Here is a 19,555-nt window from a genome sequence, read left to right on the forward strand (position 1 = left end):
ATGACACCAAAAAAGTACACCAAAAAAACTGCCAAACAGCTCCATATCAATAGACGGAAGAACTATTTTTTCCGCAGGAAGGTAGTATTGGCAATATTAATTATAGCATTGATAGGGACCGGTTTTTATTTAAAACAATCCGTCAGCTACTATTATGCTTTGTACTTTAATAAATTTAGTCATAAAAAACTCCACAACAGTGAAAGAGAAACATTAAGGATTCAAAAAATTCTTACGGATAATCTTGATAAAACGTATGGCTTTGATGTTTCACATTATCAAAACAGAGAAGATATTAAATGGGACAGCCTCAGTATTGGCAATAAAACCATCCCATTAGAATTTGTCATTATGCGGGCAACCATGGGTAACCGCAATGCCGACAAGCATTTTGAGGAATTTTGGGGGAAAGCTCAAAAACACAACCTTATCCGTGGTGCTTATCATTTCTACAGAGCTGACGAGGACCCTATCATCCAGGCTAACAATTTTTTGGCTAATGTAAAATTAGAAAGCGGAGACCTCCCTCCTATTTTAGATATTGAGAAAATTCCCAAACGCAAAACAAACAAAAAGCTGATAGAAGATCTTAAAATATGGTGCAAAATAATAGAAGACACCTATGGTGAAAAACCTATCATCTATACCTACTACCATTATTATAAAGACTTTCTGAAAGGTGAATTTGACGGTTATCCACTCTGGCTAGCTAATTACAATGATGTGCCGTCTCCTTCGCCTGATGACCAATGGGATTTCTGGCAATTTACAGAAAACGGCATTGTTCATGGTATCAATACCAAAGTGGATCTTAATATTTACAATGGAAATTCCTGGTCCCTAAAAAGGTTGACTATAGATTAAGTTGTGCCTGCTTTACAGCATATTCATAATCTCATCCCAGGATCCTACTCTTTTATAGCTTTCATTTTCAACCAGTTCATTATGAGGCTGTGTAAAAATTAATCTTTCTCCGTGGAAATGATCAAGGTTTTTTGGATAGTCATCAATCATCACATCTCCGGAAACCACTCTTTTGCTACCGCAAAGAACAATCTGTTCCCAGGTAATAAATGGAAAATGCTCTGCAAGCCAGTCGTATTTTTCTCTTAAGCTGTTGGGAAATTCCATGCCTGCAGATACAATATACAGTTCATATTTGTTGTTCAGATATTCTATTGCTTCACGGCTGCCTTCCATAACAGGTAAAGTTCTGAAAAAACCAACTTCATTAACGTGTTTCTTTCCGTTGGGAAATGCATCTATTTCAGGTTTGCCTGTCAGATCACTGATCTCTATCTCTCTTCCTGAGTCTCTTTTTTCAAATTGTATCAGCTGATGGTATACATCCGCCATTACCCCATCCATGTCGACAATTACTTTTTTCATTATTTCAAATCAGATTTTGTATTATTAAAATTAATCTTATCAAAATTACTGAATAGTTTTTTCAGACAATGGACACAGTCTATTAAAAAATTATAAATATTCATTTTTATAAAAAGAAGTTCCGGAAAGTTTTATGGCTACATTTTCGTATTTTTGCGGTTCAATTCAAAATCAAAATCAAACCATTAATTTCCAATGAATTACGTTTCTGCCGAAAATCTTACCAAATCTTATGGTATCAAAGTTTTGTTCGAAAACATTTCTTTTCACATCAATGAAGGAGACAAAATTGCTATTGTTGCCAAAAACGGAAGTGGAAAATCTACCCTTCTGAAAATATTAATGGGTAAAGAAATTGCAGACAGCGGTACTGCGATCATCAATAAGGATATCCAGGTTGTTCTGTTTGACCAGGAGATCCATTATGATCCTGATTTAAACATTGAGGAATTTATGATGACTCTGGATTCAGCGCCTATCCTTGCGTTGAAAAATTATCATAAATCCCTTCATTCCACCGATAATGAATTCATTGAAAAAGCTTTGGCCGATATGGAGGCTCATAAAGCTTGGGATCTGGAAAATGAAATGAAACAAATTCTTTCCCAGCTTAAGATCACTGATTTGGATGCGAAAATGGGAACTCTTTCGGGAGGACAGATCAAACGTGTTGCGTTGGCAAAGTTATTAACAGAAACCAGAGCTGAGCACAGACACACACTCCTGATCATGGATGAGCCTACCAACCACCTGGATGTAGACATGGTAGAATGGCTTGAAAATTATCTGAATAAAGCTAAAATAACTTTACTGCTTGTGACCCACGACAGGTACTTCCTGGACAGTGTTTGTGATATTATCTGGGAAATAGAGGATCAAAACCTTTATCTTCATAACGGTTCTTATGCTACATATCTTGAGAACAAGATGATCCGCGAAGAAAATCTCAGTGCAACCATCGATAAGGCCAACAACCTGTATAGAAAAGAGCTTGAATGGATGCGAAGACAGCCTAAGGCAAGAACAACGAAGTCTAAAAGCAGAATTGATTCATTTTATGAAACTGAAAAGGTAGCCAAAACCGATACCAGAAAACAAGGTCTGGAACTTGATTTCGAAATGAAACGCCTTGGAAATAAAATTCTAGAACTGAAGAATATTGATAAAAGTTTTGGAGATAAAGTTTTATTAAAAGATTTCAGTTATCAGTTCCAACGTGGTGAAAAAATTGGAATCATTGGAAAAAACGGAGCAGGTAAATCTACCTTATTAAATATTATCCAGGGCTATGAAAAGGCCGACAAAGGAGAAATTGAAACGGGAGAAACTATTTCTTTCGGTTATTTTGCCCAGAAAGGTCTTACCTATAAAGAAGACGAGCGTGTTATTGATTTCATTAAAGAAATTGCAGAGTTCTATCCTTTAGCCAACGGAAGAAGTCTTTCTGCATCTCAGTTCTTAAGACTGTTCTTATTTGATGATCAGGCACAGTACTCTCCTATTTCAAAACTTTCGGGAGGTGAAAAAAGAAGACTTCACCTGATGTATATTCTTTATCAAAATCCTAACTTCTTGATTTTTGATGAACCTACGAATGATCTTGACCTTCCTACATTAACCGTTCTGGAGAACTTCCTGCAACAGTTCCAGGGATCTTTAATTATTGTTTCCCACGACAGATATTTTATGGACAGGATCATAGATCATGTTTTGGCTTTCGAAGGAGATGGAAAAATAAAAGATTTTGTAGGAAACTTTTCAGAATACCGTGAAGCTAAAAGCCGTGAGGATGCTTTAGGAAAAAATACAACGGTAAAGGCAGAACCTGTAAAAGAAAATACGCCTCTCCCGGAAACTACAGCATCTTCCAATGCTAAAAAAAGAAAGCTCACTTTTAAAGAACAAAGGGAGTTGGAAACTATTGAAAAAGAAATGCCAGAGCTGGAGGAACAACGTGCAAAAATATTAGATCAGCTGAATAATGAAACAGATTATGAAAAAGTGGTCAAACTTTCTGCTGAATTGGAAACCATTTCCGAAAAACTGGAAAGCCACGAAATGAAATGGCTTGAACTTCAGGAAGCTCTATAAAAAACAATGATGAGTTATGAATAGATTACTTTTTCTTCTTTTGTACTCTTTAGAGAGGCATCTATAATTTTCATGTTCTGAATAACTTCTCTTCCCGGAGAAGGCAAAGGATACCCAAATACAATGTGTTCATAGATCTGCTGATAGTAATCCATATAATTTCCGGCTTCGCTTGAAGTAAGAATTCTTTCGGTTTCGGAGTTTTCATTCAGGAAATTTAAAATTCCATCAGGTTGCTTTAATCCTTGCATCCATTCATTTCCGTACACCGGAATAGCACCTGCTACCAATTCATTTTCCTGATTGTCGGTTCTTTCCTGTAAGAAACTGCCTTTATCTCCATGGATGATATAGGCATTATGAGCTTCTTTACTGAAAACTGAAGACTTTAATCTTACCCTTACATCATTTTTGTAGAATAAAAGGATCTCAAAATAATCATTTGCGAATGCCGTCCCTTTCATAGAGAATACATCAGCAAAAAGCTTCTCAGGATATCCGAAACACAGCACAGCCTGATCTACAAGGTGAGCTCCAAGATCATGAAGAGAACCCGAACCTATCTGATCAGGATTTTCCTTATGCTGCTTCCCACTCGGTGTCGTACGAAATCTGTCAAAGCGAATTTCGGCTTCTTTGATACTGCCCAGTTTTCCCTCTTCTAAAATTTTCTTTACCTGTAAAAAATCACGGTCAAATCTCCTGTTCTGATAAACACTTAGAAAGAGCCCTTTTTCTTCAGCAAGCTTCACCAGTTCTTCAGCTTCTTCTACATTCACCGTAAATGGTTTTTCAACAATAATATTTTTCCCTGCTTCCAATGCTTTTTTTGCATACTCATAATGGGTCTGAACCGGAGTATTGATCACCACCAATTCTATATCTGCACTTTGAAGCATCTCTTCTACTGAGCAATAAATAGTGGCTTCAGGATATTTTTCTTTAGATTCTTCTTTGCTTCTTTCTACTACAGCAGAAATAAAAAATCCGGGATGTTCCTTTAAAAAAGGAGCGTGAAATACTTTTCCACTCATTCCAAAGGCACATAGCCCTGCTTTTACCAATTGCATAATTTTATTTTTATAACAAATATATTCATAAAAAGCTCCTCATTGTCCATCCACAGCAACAATAACGATAAAACACATTTCAGTGAATTAATATTATGATAAAAATCATGTATTAATTTTTATCTATTCTAAACAAATACTTACTTTTGCGGCTTATTTAAAACTGTTCTACATAAAAATAAAATGAAAAGACAACTACTTTCTTTAGGGTTATTATGTACTGCTGTATCATTGAGTGCCCAGCTTAAAAATGCTGAAGCAGATACTATCAGAACCCAGACCATTGAAGACATTAATCTTCACAAAACGGGAAATCCTAACCAGGCAAGATCCTTATCAACAAAGTCTAACCTTACGGTAATGGAAAATCCGCAGGCTATTGCGATTGTAACTCATGAGATTATTGAGCAACAGCAGGCAAAACAGCTAAGTGATGTTCTTCAAAACGTAAACGGAATGTATGTGACTTCTTCAAGAGGAAATTCTCAGGACAGTTTCGGTGGGCGTGGTTTTAATCTAGGGAATGATAATATCTTTAAGAACGGTACAAGAATAAACAGTGGGGTTTTTCCTGAAGTAAGCGGACTGGAAAGAGTTGAAGTATTAAAAGGAGCTAATGCCATGCTTTTTGGTAATGCAGCTGCCGGTGGTATTATCAATATGATTACTAAAAAGCCGAAATTCAATTTTGGCGGAAACGTAGGTTTAAATGCAGGAAGCTGGAATTCTTACAAACCGACTGTTGATATCTATGGTCCATTATCCAAGAATGTGGCATTCAGAATAAATGGAGCTTATGAATATGCTGAAAGCTTCAGAGATGTGGTACAGTCTGAGAAATATTATTTCAATCCGTCATTCCTTTTTAATATCAGCCCAAAATCACAATTGATTGTAGAAGCCGATTATCTTAAAAATAACTTCACCCCGGATTTTGGTATTGGTTCTATCACAAAACAAGACGGAGTATCCTATGAAATGAATAACCTTCTGTCGAGAAGTGCATTCTTGGGAGCAGACTGGCAATATCAGAATGTAGAGCAAGCCTCAACCAATGTTACCTTTAATCATCAGTTTAATGAAAAATGGTCATTAAATGCAGTGGCGTCTTATCAAAACTATACGAAAGACTATTTCTCTACAGAAAGAGTACAATGGGGATATAAAAAAGGCTCTGACCGTCTTTCGTGGGACAGACCATTAAACAGAACTTATAATGAGCAGAATTATACTTCTGCACAGGTGAATATCAATGGTGATTTCAATACCGGAAGAATTAACCATAAAGTGTTGATTGGTGCTGATGCTGATTACGGTAGTTCAGATTCTTATACATATTACGATCCAAACGTTGCAGATCCTAAAAAGGCAACTTTCGGAACATCTTATTTATATGGAACAAATGGAAATTCAAACGGTACTGTTTATCTGGATGATCCATCTACATGGGCAAGCGGCAGCATGCCCGATTCTAAAACATTAGAAAAAAACAGAATCAACACAAGAAGAATTGGTGTGTATGCACAAGATTTCATCAGTCTTAATAAAGAGTTTAAAGTAATCGCTGGTTTACGTTGGTCATATGTTGAAAATATGCCAACTATCAATACTAAATTTACCAGCAATACAAAAACACTGGTAAATAATACAGCAACTTCTGATCAGGCTATATCTCCAAAACTTGGTTTAGTATATATGCCGAATGATAACCTTTCTGTGTTTGCAACATATACCAATTCATTTGTATCTAATGCGGGCTATATGTCAGACGGAACAGATAATCTAAACACCAGTGGAAGTTTATCTGATGTACAAAACAGAGTGAACGGTTTAGCTAAACAGGGAATCAAGCCTACAACAGTTGATCAATACGAAATTGGCGCAAAGAAAAATTTCTGGAATAACGCCTTAGCAGTAAATTTGACGTTGTATCAAATAATGTACAATAATTATTACCAGAACTATTTCTATGTTGATAATGCCGGAAAAGTACAGACTCCTGATTCTAACCTGAAGGAGCTTGCAGGAAAAATGAGAAGCCGCGGGGTAGAATTGGATATTACAGGGAATCCTACCGAAAACATCTCTATTATTGCCGGTGTATCTTACAACAATGCTGTTTATACAGATACCCCTGAAAAAGGATATGTCGAAAATCAAAGATTGGTAAGAACTCCTGCAACAACAGCTAATGCTTCCATCTTCTATAAATTCACCAATTATGTAAAAGGATTGAGAGTAGGTGCAGGTATCTATTATATCGGAGACAGAATTGCAGGGTGGAATGATTCAAAATCTACCAATATCACCAGAAATAATGTAACCCGAATGATTGATCTAAAAGATTACACTACGGTAACAGTATCTGTAGGATATGAATGGAAGAAATTCTCTATCCAGGGTAAAGTGGGTAACTTATTTGATGTTGTAAACTACAACGTTCACGAGAATTATTCTGTAAACCCGATCACGCCGAGAAATTATTATTTTACATTGACGTACAAACTTTAGAAATAAATAACTATTTATTTTTTAACTCAAAGTGGAAATTGCATTTTTGCAGTTTCCACTTTTGAAATTTAAAAACAAACGATACAATATGGATAAGATTAAAGACACGAGAAGTTTCATGAGGATTACACACCGTTATCTGGGATATTTCCTTGCAGGTATTATGGCAGTGTATGCAGTAAGTGGAATTATTTTGGTCTACAGAGACACAGATTTTCTAAAGAGCGAAAAAAAGTATGAGAAGACTTTATCTGTAAACCTTTCTGAAAAAGAACTGAAAAAAGAGCTGAAGATGAAAGGTCTTGAAGTAGAAAAAACTGAAGGTAACGTTCTCCACTTTAAAAAAGGAACTTATGATTCAGCAACAGGAGTAGCTAAGTATTCAAAAATGGAATTGCCTTTTGTACTGGATAAAATGGTTTCTCTTCACAAATCACAGTCTAAAGATGCCATAGCACCTTTAAGTATATTCTTCGGAGTTGCCCTTTTCTTTTTTGTGATCTCAAGCTTCTGGATGTTCAATCCTAAAACCAAAGCATTCAAACGAGGAATAAAGTTTACCATTGCCGGATTAATTATATCCTTACTTCTTCTATTCATTTAAAGAAAGTTCAAATATCCTGATACTTCCTAATTATAATCCAAACAAATAAATAGTAAAAGGAGAATAGATAATCTCTCTAATATTAATAATATTCAATTTAGAGCGTTTCATTTTATTTAATATAATTGCGAAATATTTAGTAATTGTGTTAAAAAAATCAATTCTATCTCATTGATATTGTTAACAATAATTTTGAAAAATTATCTAAAATTAGGAGTCTGGCACATTTATTGTTTTTTCTATAATTCGTGAATAATAAACATTTAATTATTAAAATAATAAATTATGAAAAAACTTATTTTAACAGGGATATTAGCCGTAGCAGGCTTAACAGCAACTGCAAACGCTCAGATTCAAAAAGGTAATTGGATGGTAGGTGGTAACCTTGCAGGCGCCAACTTCGGTTTAAATAAAGGAGGTGGTTATGATTTCAATATTCAGCCAAAAGGAGCTTACTTTATTGAAGATAACATTGCTATTGGGGGATATGTAGATTTAGGATTCAAAGGAGCTAAAGATGCACCCACTACTTTCACGTATAATGTAGGAGCATTAGGACGTTATTACCTTAATCCGGGAGAGCAGGGAGTAAACAATCTGTTACACCACGGAAGATGGTTCCTAGAAGGTAATTTAGGTGTTGGAGGAACATCAATCTCTAAAGGAGGTTCTTCTTCTAACGGACTTAACTTCGGATTTGGACCTGGGTATTCATATTTCATTACACCAAACATTGGTTTAGAAGGATTGGTGAAATATGATGCTAATGCAGGATTCGGAAGCGGAGGTTATACCAACAAAATTACTTTTGGTTTAGGATTCCAGATTTATCTTCCAACGTCTAAAGGAAAACAAATTATCAACGACGTTAAGTAATCAGAAATACGTATAAAAATGAAAGCGCCCTGAAAATAATTTTCAGGGCGCTTTTCGTACAAATAAAACTAAACTATAAAAAATCAAATAAATCATGTATTGGGCTGGGGCGTATATCTCAGATAGGGTTTTATGACAGTAACTCCTTTAGGGAATTTTTCTCTGGCTTCTTCTGTAGATATTGCCGGTGGTATAATAACGTCATCACCATATTCCCAGTTAACAGGTGTAGCAACGTGATGGGTATCTGTAAGCTGTAAAGAATCCAGCACCCTCAAAATTTCATTAAAATTTCTGCCTGTAGACGCAGGATAAGTAATAATCAGTCTCACTTTTTTAGCAGGATCAATAATCAGCAAAGAGCGAACTGTAGCCGTAGCAGAAGCATTCGGGTGAATAAAATCATACAGTTCTGACACCTTTTTGTCTTTATCAGCAATAATAGGAAACGCTACATGGGTATCTTGAGTTTCGTTAATATCTTTAATCCAGTTTTGATGATCCTCTACTTCATCTACACTCAGGGCAATCACTTTTGTTCCTCTCTCAGCAAATTCGGCCTGCAGCTTGGACGTATAGCCCAGCTCTGTAGTGCAAACCGGAGTATAATCTGCCGGATGTGAAAATAAAATTCCCCATGAATCTCCAAGATAATCATAGAAGTTGATATCTCCTAAAGATGAGACTGCCTGAAAGTTCGGTGCTGTATCTCCTAGTTTAATTGACATATTATTTCGCGTTTGTTAGTCTACAAATTTAGTAGACTTTTTGAAACTAGCAAAATTTTTCCTGAAAATTTATATCTTTATTAAAAAAATTCATGGAGAAAACAGGACTCAGCTATGTAGACTTGGTATACAAAGTATTGGAAAGCTGGTATATAACGTTTGCCGAACTCACTCCTAAACTTATTGTGGGAATCTTAGTATTTACTTTTTTCCTCATCACAAGTAAGTATTTAAGTTTAATTGCAGTAAAATTATTCCACAGATTCTTCCCAAAAAGTAAAAAAGAGAGTTCTTTAGTTACTCTGATCGGAGTATTCAGATTTCTGATCATGCTGTTTGGGTCTTTTATTTCACTTGAGATTATGGGCTTCAGTGGTTTCCTTTGGAAGTTTATCGGGAGCTTGGGAGTTGCAGGGGTTATCGCAGGGGTTGCCCTGAAAGATCTGGTTTCAAGTATTTTTTCAGGAATGCTTATTGGAATTGATAAGGCCTTTAAAGTAGGAGATTATATTACCATTGGCACTCACTCAGGAACCGTTCAGGAAATTGGTTTTTTAACTACAAAAATCCTTACTGATGATGGGAAAAAAGCATACATTCCCAATCAGGTTGTTTTTAATGCACCATTCTATAATATTACAGCGTCTCCACAACGCAGAATCATCCTAAACTTTGAAATTCCTGCTGATGAAGATATCAGTAAGGCACAGAAAAGTATTTTGGATGTCATTAAAAATCTGGACAATGTGGATAAGCTGGACACCATAGAGGTGATCTTTACAGATTTAAAACAGGGTTCATTTAACCTTCAGGTAAAATTCTGGATAAAAATAGGTGCTAATCTGGCTCAGGTAAGAAGTAAAGCCTATTTAGGTATTAAAGAGCGTTTTGATGTGGATAAGATCCAGCTGGTAACGCCTACAAGTATCAGTATTACCAGTGGAGAAACTAATGCAACCGAGAATCAGGATAAATAAAAATATTCTTTAAAGACATAAAAGACTGCTTCAACAATTGAAGTGGTCTTTTTTTAGAATATTGGATAGGCCGGATCAATGCTAAGGCGATACAGATTTATTTATACACAGTTCGAAAATAGTCCTAAAACCACATCTTAAAAACAGCATACAATTTAATATTCTTTGCGGTTTTCAAACAAAAAAACCGTTTCAAAAATGAAACGGTTTTCTATTTTATGTGAGAATTTTAGATTACGCTAAAACTTCTTTTACTTTGTTTGCAGCTTCTTCTAAAGTAATTGCAGAGTGTACCGGAAGACCAGACTCATCAATTAATTTTTTAGCTTCTACAGCGTTAGTTCCCTGTAATCTTACGATCAATGGAACTGGAAGGCTTCCCATAGCTTTGTAAGCATCTACAACCCCTTGAGCTACTCTGTCACATCTTACGATACCTCCGAAGATGTTGATCAAGATTGCTTTTACGTTTGGATCTCTTAAGATAATTCCAAAAGCAGTCTGTACTCTCTGAGCATCAGCAGTACCACCTACGTCAAGGAAGTTAGCAGGGTTACCACCTGATAATTTGATGATATCCATAGTTGCCATTGCAAGACCAGCTCCGTTTACCATACAAGCAACGTTACCATCTAATTTTACGAAGTTAAGACCAGCTTCACCAGCTTCAACATCGATAGGATCTTCTTCTCTTGTATCTCTTAAAGCTTCAAGATCTTTGTGACGGAATAATGAGTTACCATCTAAAGTTACTTTAGCATCAACAGCGATAATTTTGTTATCAGAAGTTTTTAATACAGGGTTAATTTCGAAAAGAGAAGCATCAATTCCTGTGTAAGCATTGTAAAGAGATGAAATAAATTTCACAAATTCTTTAAAAGCATTTCCTTCAAGACCTAAGTTGAAAGCAATTTTTCTAGCCTGGAAACCTTGAAGACCTAACGCAGGGTCAATAAGTTCGTTGTGGATCAAATGAGGAGTTACTTCTGCAACGTGCTCAATATCCATTCCTCCTTCAGTAGAATATACAATTGTATTTTTTCCTTCAGCTCTATCTAAAAGAATAGAAACATAAAATTCTTTAGTTTCAGATTCTCCAGGATAATAAACATCTTCTGCAACCAAAACAGAGTGTACTTTTTTACCTTCAGCAGACGTTTGTGGAGTTACCAACTGCATTCCGATGATATTCTGAGCGTTTTCTTTAAGTTTATCCATGTTTGGAGAAAACTTAACACCACCTCCTTTACCACGACCACCTGCGTGAATCTGTGCTTTTACAACCCAAGCCTGAGCTCCAGTTTCAGCAGTCAATTTTTCAGCAGCTGCTACAGCTTCATCTACGTTGTTTGCAACGAAACCACGTTGGATAGCTACTCCATACTTTGATAAAATCTCTTTTGATTGATACTCGTGAAGATTCATATTATTTTTATTATTTTATTTAAAAATTTAAAGGTTGACAAATTTACTAAAAAGACACGGAAGTTCAAGATTCTTCATTCAAAAATTAAAGATTACTTACCTTGATTTTTGACATGTTAATATAAATCCCCTATTCTTCCGCTAATTTTTCAGACTGCGATCCGATAAACGGAATTCTTGGAGCCAGAAAATATCCCGTAAGACTGGCAAACAATATGGGTACGAAATAAGTAAACCCTGTGAGTGTTCCCAAAATAATGGTGGTGCTCATAGGTGTTCTCGTCACACAGGCATTGATGGCAGCCATACAGCTTACGATAGCTAAAGTAGTATCGACTGTCGGAAACAAATTATGAATAATCAACCCTAATGTTGTTCCCACAAAAAACAATGGAATGATAAAACCACCTCTCCATCCAGAGGTTACTGTAATAGCAATAGCCAGGATTTTAAATACCAGAACTAAGATCAGGAAGTTCAGTCCAAAATTCCCACCAATCAGCTGATTGATTTCATTATGTCCAAAATATCTTGTGATAGGGAAATTATACGCTATAATCCCTAAGATAACCCCACCTGCAAATGTTTTAATATAGATCGGAAACTTTCTGTATTCAAAAATTTTTTTAAAAAATTTCACTACAAAAATAAAAATCCAGCCGAATAGGGTTCCTACAATTCCAAATGCTGTAGCATAAGCAAAATCATATACTCCTGCATAGTGATAAGCCTTCAAATCCCATGTTGCCCCAATTCCCAAATGGATAATTAAAGCAAACATAAGGTAACTGAAACAGCTGGCTACCAATGCAGGGATAATCGCTTTATAATATTCCACGGCATGTTTATGATGCAAGATTTCAAGGGAAAAAAGACTTCCTCCCAGAGGTGCTCCAAATAAGGCTGTAAAACCTGAAGCCATCCCTGCAATACTTAAAGAACGTAATTCTTCACCTTTCAGCCTGAAAATTTTTCCCAGCCATGTTCCTGTAGAGCCCGTTACCTGCACCAGGGGTGCTTCCGGTCCTAAACTTCCTCCTGAAGCTACACAGAAAAGTGATGAAAGGATCATGGAAGGATTATTCTTCGGTTCCAGTTTTCCTTTATTAAACCTGATGTTATTAACGATCAGATGAATTTCTCCGGGATCACCAATGAAGTGAATGACCAACCCTGCCAAAAGGCCACAGATTGCCATCGTAGGAATTACCATCCATCCGTGAAAATGAGCCAGAAATTCGGTAAAATGTTCCAGTACGATCCAGTATCCACCGGCAATAACTCCCCCTACGAGCCCCGTAAAGGCCCACATGAAAAAAGTACGGCTAAAAACAAACGGATTAAACCTCATCGGCTGATCCAAAAGGTTGAATGTTCTTATAAGCCGTCTTCTTCTGTTGATCTTCATTATTTAGATCTTATTTTTAGCAAAGTAAAGAATAAGCATTGCCCAGCTTAAGATCATCATCAGGCCTCCAAGCGGCGTGATAGGTCCTAAGAATTTAAGGTTAACTCCTAAATAATCCTGCATACTCAGGAAATAGATGCTTACAGAGAATAAAAGTGTTCCTGCAATCATTAAAATAGAGGTCCATTTTTCAGTAGAGGTTTCAAATTTTAAAATGTACCCGATAATCAACAGGAAAAATGCTGCATACATCTGATATCTCACTCCCGTTTCAAAACTTTCCAGTCTTTCCACAGCTAATATTTTCTTTAAGGCATGTGCACCGAATGCACCAAGGATCACAGATATCATTCCGTAGACCGCACCAAAAACTAAAGTAATTGTCTTCATTTTATAATTCTTCTAATTCTAGAGTTAAATATTTTTTTGTATTATAATCTTGCCAGGTTCCTACAATTTTTTTCCCGTTCATGTCTGCTTCTACAAAGGCTTTCAAAATCCATTGATTTGTTTCCTGGCTGTAATACTCACTTTCAGTAATTGAAATATGGTTTCCTTTCATCTTTCCGTTCCACTCAATCAGTTTCTTACTTTTATCATACCAATACACTGCAGAAAAAGAACTTTCTTCGTTCGTATCTTTAGCAGCATAAAAGTCTTTAATAAGCACTGTAACCGGATATTTCCCATCTATTTTCCCTCTGTACAGCTTGTTTCTGAAGCTGGTTTTTTCCAGTTTTTCAGATCCGTTAAGTAAATTTCTGGCATAAGGGCTCCAATAGTTCTCCAGTTCTTTATAAGGAAACTCAATAACATGATCGTCCAGTTCATCCAGTGCTCTCATCGCGTGGTTCGCACATCTTCCGGCAATAAACTTCAGCTTTTCTTCCGTGAAAAAAAACTTGATTCCATCTAAAGTATAATCAGTATAGCAACCTTCATACAGAGCAATCTGATCTAAGACTTCCTGTGAAGGATTTTTCTCTGATCTTAACTGCGTGAGAAAGTCATTAATATTTTTTCTTATTCTTTTCTGAATGATACCTTCCACTACTTTAACAGCATTGGGTTGAAAAAGATCCTGAATGTTGATCAAATTTCCGGTTCTCAGGTCAAAGTTTTTCCAGATCATGAAATTTTCCGGATAGGCTCCGGAAGCTTCACCATCTATAGCAAGACACAGAATATTCTTTGGAGTCTCCCTCTTTTCCCAACTATAAAAATGAACATAGTTGGAGTAAGAAGTCTTTCCGCCGGAAACCAGCTTAAAAGGATTTCCTCCTGATCCGGGAACATATTCCAGCTGATCAACCTGTAAAAAAGTATTGATCTTATTTTCTATTGTTGGCTGGTCCGGATAAGAAACCACAGGAAAATAACAATTTTCAGATTTCGGCTGTAAAAAATTTATTTTCAGATTTTTTTGCTGCGAAAAACTTAAGCCGGAAATCAACAGAAAGAATAAGATGCTTTTTTTCACTATTTTGATTTTAGGTATATTAAAATAAACTTGGCAACCAATGTAGAGATCCCCAGTATAATAAACATATTGGCAAATCTTTTGGAACTTTTAAAGCCTTCCATATTCGTTTTCTTCAAAAAGATTCCGAAGATGAGAAATACTATGGGCAAAATGATCTGTAACATTAGTTTTCTCTCATTCTGTTAAACTCATTGATAACCTCATGATGGCTTACCGTTTTATCTTTAAAATAGGTGACAAAATGATGTTTTTCTTCTTCTGTAGCTCCCAATTGGTTTAAGATATTCAATAAGTGCATTTTCATATGCCCCTTCTGAATACCTGTCGTTACCAGAGAGCGCAGTGCACCGAAGTTTTGAGCCAGACCTGAAACGGCTAAAATACTCATTAGCTCTTGTGCAGAAGGTTTTCCAAGTAAGGCCAAAGAGAATTTCACTAAAGGATGAAGGTTAGTCAACCCTCCTACTACTCCCACAGAAATCGGAAGATCGATCCAGAATCTAAAAACCCCGTTATCTGTTGTACAGTGAGTCAGGGATCGGTATTGTCCGTCTCTTGCTGCATAAGCATGAGCACAGGCTTCTGTTGCTCTGAAATCATTTCCGGTTGCAATCACTACAGCATCTACCCCATTCATTACTCCTTTATTGTGAGTAGTTGCACGGTAAGGTTCAATTTCAGCAATGGTAACGGCCTGTTTAAACTTCGCTGCAAATTCTTCAGGAGAAATTCCACTGTCATCCTTTAAATCTTCCATTTTACAAGAAACCTCAGCTCTTACCACACAGTCAGGAGTAAAGTTGGAAAGGATATTCATAACAATCTGCAATGAATTTTTTTCTTCCTGACTAAAGTCATCACTGGTTGCCACCTCCTGTCTCAAAGTTTTTCCAAACTGCTCAAGACATGAGTTGATAAAGTTTGCTCCCATTGAATCTACCGTATCAAAACTGGCTTTAAGCTGATAGTAATTAGGCATTTCTGCCGTTTTATCAATCAGGCTGATGTTTAGAATTCCACCGCCACGTTTTCTCATATTGGCCGTAATGTCTTCTGTAGCTTCAAATAATTTTTTCTTCAAATTGAAATTAAAGAAATGCAATAATTTGTGAGGCTCAATATTAAATATAAAATGGGTATGCCCCAGTTTTTCAGTGTTGATAATCGTTGTTTTAAAACCACCTTTATCAATCCAGAATTTAGCAGCTTTGGAAGCGGCAGCGACTACAGAACTTTCTTCCACAGCCATTGGAAGTGCCAATAGTTTTCCATCAATTAAAAAGTTCGGAGCAATTCCGTAAGGCATATAAAAGTTGGAAATCGTATTTTCAGAAAACTCCTCATGAAGTTTCTGAAGATCTGCATCATCATTCCAATATTGTTTTAATATATGTTGGTAGTCCTGATTTCCTTCAAGATATTCGTTTACGAGCCAGTCGATTTTCCCTTGCTTAGGTAGCTTGGAAAAACCTTCGATGGGTTTATGATTCATGATATAAACTTTAATGAGCCGTAAATATAATGATTTTGAGGGTCTTTTTTGTTGATAACTTCTATGAAAAAAGATTGACATTTATCAATTTTGGAACTAAATTTGAACAAAATTTAAACAACAAATAGATACAAATAATATCACATCTTATAAAAAATGAATTTTGACCGCCTTAAAGAAAAACTTGAAATCCTTGCTGATGCAGCGAAATATGATGTTTCCTGCTCATCCAGCGGAGGTACAAGAAAAAACAAAAAAGGGGCTTTAGGAGACAGCTCTGTAAGTGGAATTTGTCATACCTATACAGAAGATGGAAGATGTGTTTCTTTACTTAAGGTTTTATTGACCAATCACTGTATTTACGATTGTGCTTACTGTGTTTCGAGGAGCTCAAATGATATCAAACGGGCCGCCTTCACCATTGAGGAAGTAGTAGATCTGACGATTAATTTTTACCGTAGAAATTATATTGAAGGATTATTTCTGAGTTCCGGAATTTTCAAAAATGCAGATACCACCATGGAGCGGCTTGTAAGAGTGGCAAAAAAATTACGCTTGGAGGAAAACTTTAATGGCTACATTCATCTGAAGTCGATTCCGGGAGCAAGTGATGAACTGATGCAGGAAGCAGCTTTATATGCAGATCGGCTGTCTGTTAATCTTGAAATCCCTACGGAAAGCGGATTAAAACTACTCGCTCCAGAGAAAAACCGACAGGATATGATCAGCCCGATGCGGTATATCCAGAAAGGGATCAGCCAGTATGAGGATGAGAAGAAAATTTTAAAGAAAGTTCCTAAATTTGCTCCGGCAGGACAGTCTACTCAAATGATTGTAGGAGCGACCAATGAAAACGACTTACAAATCATCAAGGTTGCTGATCATTTTTATAAAAATTTCAATCTGAAAAGGGTGTATTATTCCGGCTATGTACCTGTTTTGGAAGACAAAAGATTACCTTCACTGGCAACAGAAGTTCCGATGTTACGGGAAAACAGGCTTTATCAATCCGACTGGCTGATGAGGTTTTATGGTTTTAAAGCAGAAGAAATCTTAGATCCTGCTATTCCTTTTCTTGATCTGGAAGTGGACCCAAAATTAAGCTGGGCATTGCGGCACCTGGATCAGTTTCCTGTTAATATTCAGACTGCCGATTATCAGATGATCTTAAGAATTCCTGGGATTGGTGTAAAATCTGCACAGAAGATTATAAGTGCCAGGCGTTTTCAGATGTTAACGATGGATCATTTGAAACAATTGGGAACAGCAATCAACAGGGCAAAATATTTTATTGATTTTAATACAGGGAATGCTTATTTGAAATATTTAACGGATAAAAATTTCAGGAAACTCCTGGTAGGAGGAAGCTCATCTAAATTTCACAATCAATTTTCACAACAATTGAGTTTATTTTAAATATGAGAACAAAAAAAGCGAAACATGCTGGTGAGCAATGGAAAAGGGAAATTGAAAAAGAGATTGCAAAATTTTCTCAACACTTCATGTCCAACTCAAAATGGGTAAAACTGATCGAGGTAATAGTTGCCAATGCCCATGAGATAAAGAAAATCCAATTTAAAAAAATTCAAAATGAAAAAATTGGAGAATTATATCTGGATGAAAACAGCATTTTTGAGTTTGATTATTGGGATTCGGCTTTTGAAGGGAATAATTCATTTGGAGATTGGCTTCAATATAAAGAAATAGAATATCTTTCTTTCCCTAAAATTCTTGATTCCAACACGGCTCAGGATCTGGAAAAAATTTCTACAATTATACAAAGCATTGGTGAGTTTTGTTTGGAATCGGACGAAAATGAATTGAGATTAATATGCTATAGAAAATAAAAAACTCTTTATCATTCTGAAAATGCAATAGAATAACAAAAACAACAATTCTTATATTTTCAAATTAAACTATGACAACCCTTATCTATGACGGAAGTTTTGACGGTCTTTTCACTGCGGTGTTTGAAGTTTTCGAATACCATTATAAAGACGTGGAAATAACAGGCAGAGAAAAGTTTTTTCAGGAAAATATTTTTGCCGAAATACATGAAGTCATTACGCAGACAGATAAATCAGACCGGGTTTTAAAGAAATTAGAACAGCATATAGGGAAACAGGGAATTCATCAATTGTTAAAAGTTTTTTTATCTGATGATCCTGAAAGTGAGATATTGATCTTATCTGCGGTGAAACAATCTATACAACATCCGGGAGAAAATATTCTGGAAAATTTTGCAGATCCTGATATTTTAAAAATTTCAAAAATCTGTAAGTCTGTAGACCGGGAAAGACATAGAATGACCGCTTTTGTACGCTTTGAAAAAATGAAAGATGGTATTTTTTTCGCCAAAATAGATCCGGACTTTAATGTTCTTCCGTTGATCAGAAAACATTTTAAAGACCGTTACCAGGATCAGAAATGGATGATCTATGATCTTAGGAGAAACTATGGAATTCTTTATGATCTTGAAAATTGTGATTTCTTTTATCCTGAAGAAAAACCGGATTTCAATCAATATCAACAGAAATTCCATGATGAAGAGAAGAATTATCAAACGCTCTGGCAGCGGTATTTCACAAAAACCAATATTGTGGAAAGAAAAAATCTAAAACTCCATATTCAGCATGTACCCAAGAGATATTGGAAGTATTTGACGGAGAAATACTAAGGAAGTACTTTGAAAATTTCAGCATGGGATAATTTGAAAATAACCGTACACCCGGATTCAGAATTCATACATTGTGGATAATTTTTTTTTAGTACAAACATTCATTCTAAAAAACCCTTACAAATAACTAATTACCAGTAGTATGAAGTGAAATTAAACTGACACTTATTCTTTGTGGATAACTTTTTATTGACTACAAATTGAGATAAACAATTTTCCAAAATCTCCATTGCTGATTTGGTATTCAATACAATATTATCAATAATAATCCATATTCTCATTTTGTGAATCATCCCTATTTATGATGGATGACAAAGATTGATCCGAATGTGATTTCTATTTTTTCATTTAAGCTTCGGCATTCTTCTGATTTGTGGAAACACTCCAACCCTAATCTTCATATTGTGGATAACTTTTTCCCACCATAAACAACAGAGATACTCATGATAAGTTTCCAACACAAAAAACTAACTATCAATCATATACAGCGAAATTAAATCAACATTCCCACTTTGTGGATAACTTTTTACTGATCACAAATTTACATAAGCTTTTTTCTAAAATATCAATTTAACACCTAATAATCAGAACATTAAAACCGACAACAATCTATATTCTCCTTTTTGTGGATAAACTGATCTGTCAGGAGTGACAAGGATTTTCCTTAAAGTGATTTTTCTTTTTTTATTCAATCTGCAGGCGTCTTCTGATTTGTGATAAAACACGGGGTAATATTTCCATATTGTGGATAACTTTTTTCTACCACAGATGGCACAGATACTCATGATAAACTGCCCACACAAAGCATTAAATATCAACATCAT

The 19,555-nt window shown here is 35.7% G+C and carries 17 protein-coding genes; 9 read left to right on the plus strand and 8 right to left on the minus strand.

Features of this window, described 5'->3' with window-relative positions; all coding sequences use genetic code 11:
* Entirely contained in the window at nucleotides 1-864 is an 864-nt protein-coding gene (locus tag B8967_RS07465) for a glycoside hydrolase family 25 protein (RefSeq protein ID WP_047490179.1), read from the plus strand.
* Nucleotides 865-876: 12 nt separating this feature from the next.
* Here the strand turns inward: B8967_RS07465 and B8967_RS07470 are convergent, their stop codons facing one another.
* Nucleotides 877-1,389, minus strand: a complete 513-nt coding sequence (locus B8967_RS07470) for a 5' nucleotidase, NT5C type (protein WP_047490176.1) — start codon at nucleotides 1,387-1,389, stop codon at nucleotides 877-879.
* Nucleotides 1,390-1,584: 195 nt separating this feature from the next.
* Here B8967_RS07470 and B8967_RS07475 point away from each other — a divergent pair, with 195 nt between their 5' ends.
* Entirely contained in the window at nucleotides 1,585-3,480 is a 1,896-nt protein-coding gene (locus tag B8967_RS07475) for an ABC-F family ATP-binding cassette domain-containing protein (protein ID WP_084085484.1), read from the plus strand.
* 14 nt (nucleotides 3,481-3,494) lie between these two features.
* Here B8967_RS07475 and B8967_RS07480 read toward each other — a convergent pair whose 3' ends face one another.
* A complete protein-coding gene (locus B8967_RS07480) occupies nucleotides 3,495-4,550 on the minus strand; it encodes a Gfo/Idh/MocA family oxidoreductase (RefSeq protein ID WP_084085486.1) in 1,056 nt (351 codons plus the stop codon).
* Between the two features lie 183 nt (nucleotides 4,551-4,733).
* Here B8967_RS07480 and B8967_RS07485 point away from each other — a divergent pair, with 183 nt between their 5' ends.
* The 3 genes from B8967_RS07485 to B8967_RS07495 all read left to right on the plus strand — a co-directional run bounded on the left by B8967_RS07485 (nucleotide 4,734) and on the right by B8967_RS07495 (nucleotide 8,541).
* The gene (locus B8967_RS07485) at nucleotides 4,734-7,061 is read left to right on the plus strand and encodes a TonB-dependent siderophore receptor (RefSeq protein ID WP_084085488.1); all 2,328 of its coding nucleotides are present in this window, start codon (nucleotides 4,734-4,736) and stop codon (nucleotides 7,059-7,061) included.
* A gap of 88 nt (nucleotides 7,062-7,149) precedes the next feature.
* Nucleotides 7,150-7,665 carry a hypothetical protein gene (locus tag B8967_RS07490; RefSeq protein WP_084085490.1) on the plus strand — a complete coding sequence of 172 codons (516 nt, stop codon included), beginning with the start codon at nucleotides 7,150-7,152 and terminating at the stop codon, nucleotides 7,663-7,665.
* A 285-nt stretch (nucleotides 7,666-7,950) separates the two neighbouring features.
* Nucleotides 7,951-8,541, plus strand: a complete 591-nt coding sequence (locus tag B8967_RS07495) for an outer membrane beta-barrel protein (RefSeq protein WP_047490162.1) — start codon at nucleotides 7,951-7,953, stop codon at nucleotides 8,539-8,541.
* A 92-nt stretch (nucleotides 8,542-8,633) separates the two neighbouring features.
* On the opposite strand, the gene B8967_RS07500 is transcribed toward B8967_RS07495, so the two are convergent.
* Nucleotides 8,634-9,269: a peroxiredoxin gene (locus B8967_RS07500; protein ID WP_047490159.1), complete on the minus strand. Its 636-nt coding sequence runs from the start codon at nucleotides 9,267-9,269 to the stop codon at nucleotides 8,634-8,636.
* 92 nt (nucleotides 9,270-9,361) lie between these two features.
* Between B8967_RS07500 and B8967_RS07505 the strand changes: the two genes are divergently transcribed.
* Nucleotides 9,362-10,246 carry a mechanosensitive ion channel family protein gene (locus tag B8967_RS07505; RefSeq protein WP_047490158.1) on the plus strand — a complete coding sequence of 295 codons (885 nt, stop codon included), beginning with the start codon at nucleotides 9,362-9,364 and terminating at the stop codon, nucleotides 10,244-10,246.
* A 234-nt stretch (nucleotides 10,247-10,480) separates the two neighbouring features.
* On the opposite strand, the gene sucC is transcribed toward B8967_RS07505, so the two are convergent.
* The 5 genes from sucC to B8967_RS07530 all read right to left on the minus strand — a co-directional run bounded on the left by sucC (nucleotide 10,481) and on the right by B8967_RS07530 (nucleotide 16,054).
* Complete coding sequence (gene sucC / locus B8967_RS07510) at nucleotides 10,481-11,671, minus strand: ADP-forming succinate--CoA ligase subunit beta (protein WP_047490155.1); 1,191 nt, start codon at nucleotides 11,669-11,671, stop codon at nucleotides 10,481-10,483.
* A gap of 130 nt (nucleotides 11,672-11,801) precedes the next feature.
* Complete coding sequence (locus tag B8967_RS07515; RefSeq protein WP_084085492.1) at nucleotides 11,802-13,079, minus strand: chloride channel protein; 1,278 nt, start codon at nucleotides 13,077-13,079, stop codon at nucleotides 11,802-11,804.
* Nucleotides 13,080-13,082: 3 nt separating this feature from the next.
* A complete protein-coding gene (locus B8967_RS07520; protein ID WP_047490149.1) occupies nucleotides 13,083-13,469 on the minus strand; it encodes a DUF423 domain-containing protein in 387 nt (128 codons plus the stop codon).
* A 1-nt stretch (nucleotide 13,470) separates the two neighbouring features.
* The gene (locus tag B8967_RS07525; protein WP_047490146.1) at nucleotides 13,471-14,559 is read right to left on the minus strand and encodes a hypothetical protein; all 1,089 of its coding nucleotides are present in this window, start codon (nucleotides 14,557-14,559) and stop codon (nucleotides 13,471-13,473) included.
* Between the two features lie 166 nt (nucleotides 14,560-14,725).
* Nucleotides 14,726-16,054, minus strand: coding sequence for a hydroxymethylglutaryl-CoA reductase, degradative (locus B8967_RS07530; RefSeq protein ID WP_047490143.1), 1,329 nt, complete (start codon nucleotides 16,052-16,054; stop codon nucleotides 14,726-14,728).
* Between the two features lie 156 nt (nucleotides 16,055-16,210).
* On the opposite strand from B8967_RS07530, the gene B8967_RS07535 reads away from it, so the two are divergent.
* The 3 genes from B8967_RS07535 (at nucleotide 16,211) to B8967_RS07545 (ending at nucleotide 18,731) form a co-directional block, all read left to right on the plus strand.
* Nucleotides 16,211-17,470: a putative DNA modification/repair radical SAM protein gene (locus B8967_RS07535; RefSeq protein WP_084085494.1), complete on the plus strand. Its 1,260-nt coding sequence runs from the start codon at nucleotides 16,211-16,213 to the stop codon at nucleotides 17,468-17,470.
* 2 nt (nucleotides 17,471-17,472) lie between these two features.
* Nucleotides 17,473-17,901: a hypothetical protein gene (locus tag B8967_RS07540; RefSeq protein WP_084085496.1), complete on the plus strand. Its 429-nt coding sequence runs from the start codon at nucleotides 17,473-17,475 to the stop codon at nucleotides 17,899-17,901.
* A gap of 71 nt (nucleotides 17,902-17,972) precedes the next feature.
* Nucleotides 17,973-18,731 carry a TIGR03915 family putative DNA repair protein gene (locus B8967_RS07545; RefSeq protein ID WP_084085498.1) on the plus strand — a complete coding sequence of 253 codons (759 nt, stop codon included), beginning with the start codon at nucleotides 17,973-17,975 and terminating at the stop codon, nucleotides 18,729-18,731.
* The last annotated feature ends 824 nt before the right edge of the window (nucleotides 18,732-19,555 follow it).

The organism is Chryseobacterium sp. YR221, from assembly GCF_900176315.1.
GTDB classification, from domain to species: domain Bacteria; phylum Bacteroidota; class Bacteroidia; order Flavobacteriales; family Weeksellaceae; genus Chryseobacterium; species Chryseobacterium rhizosphaerae.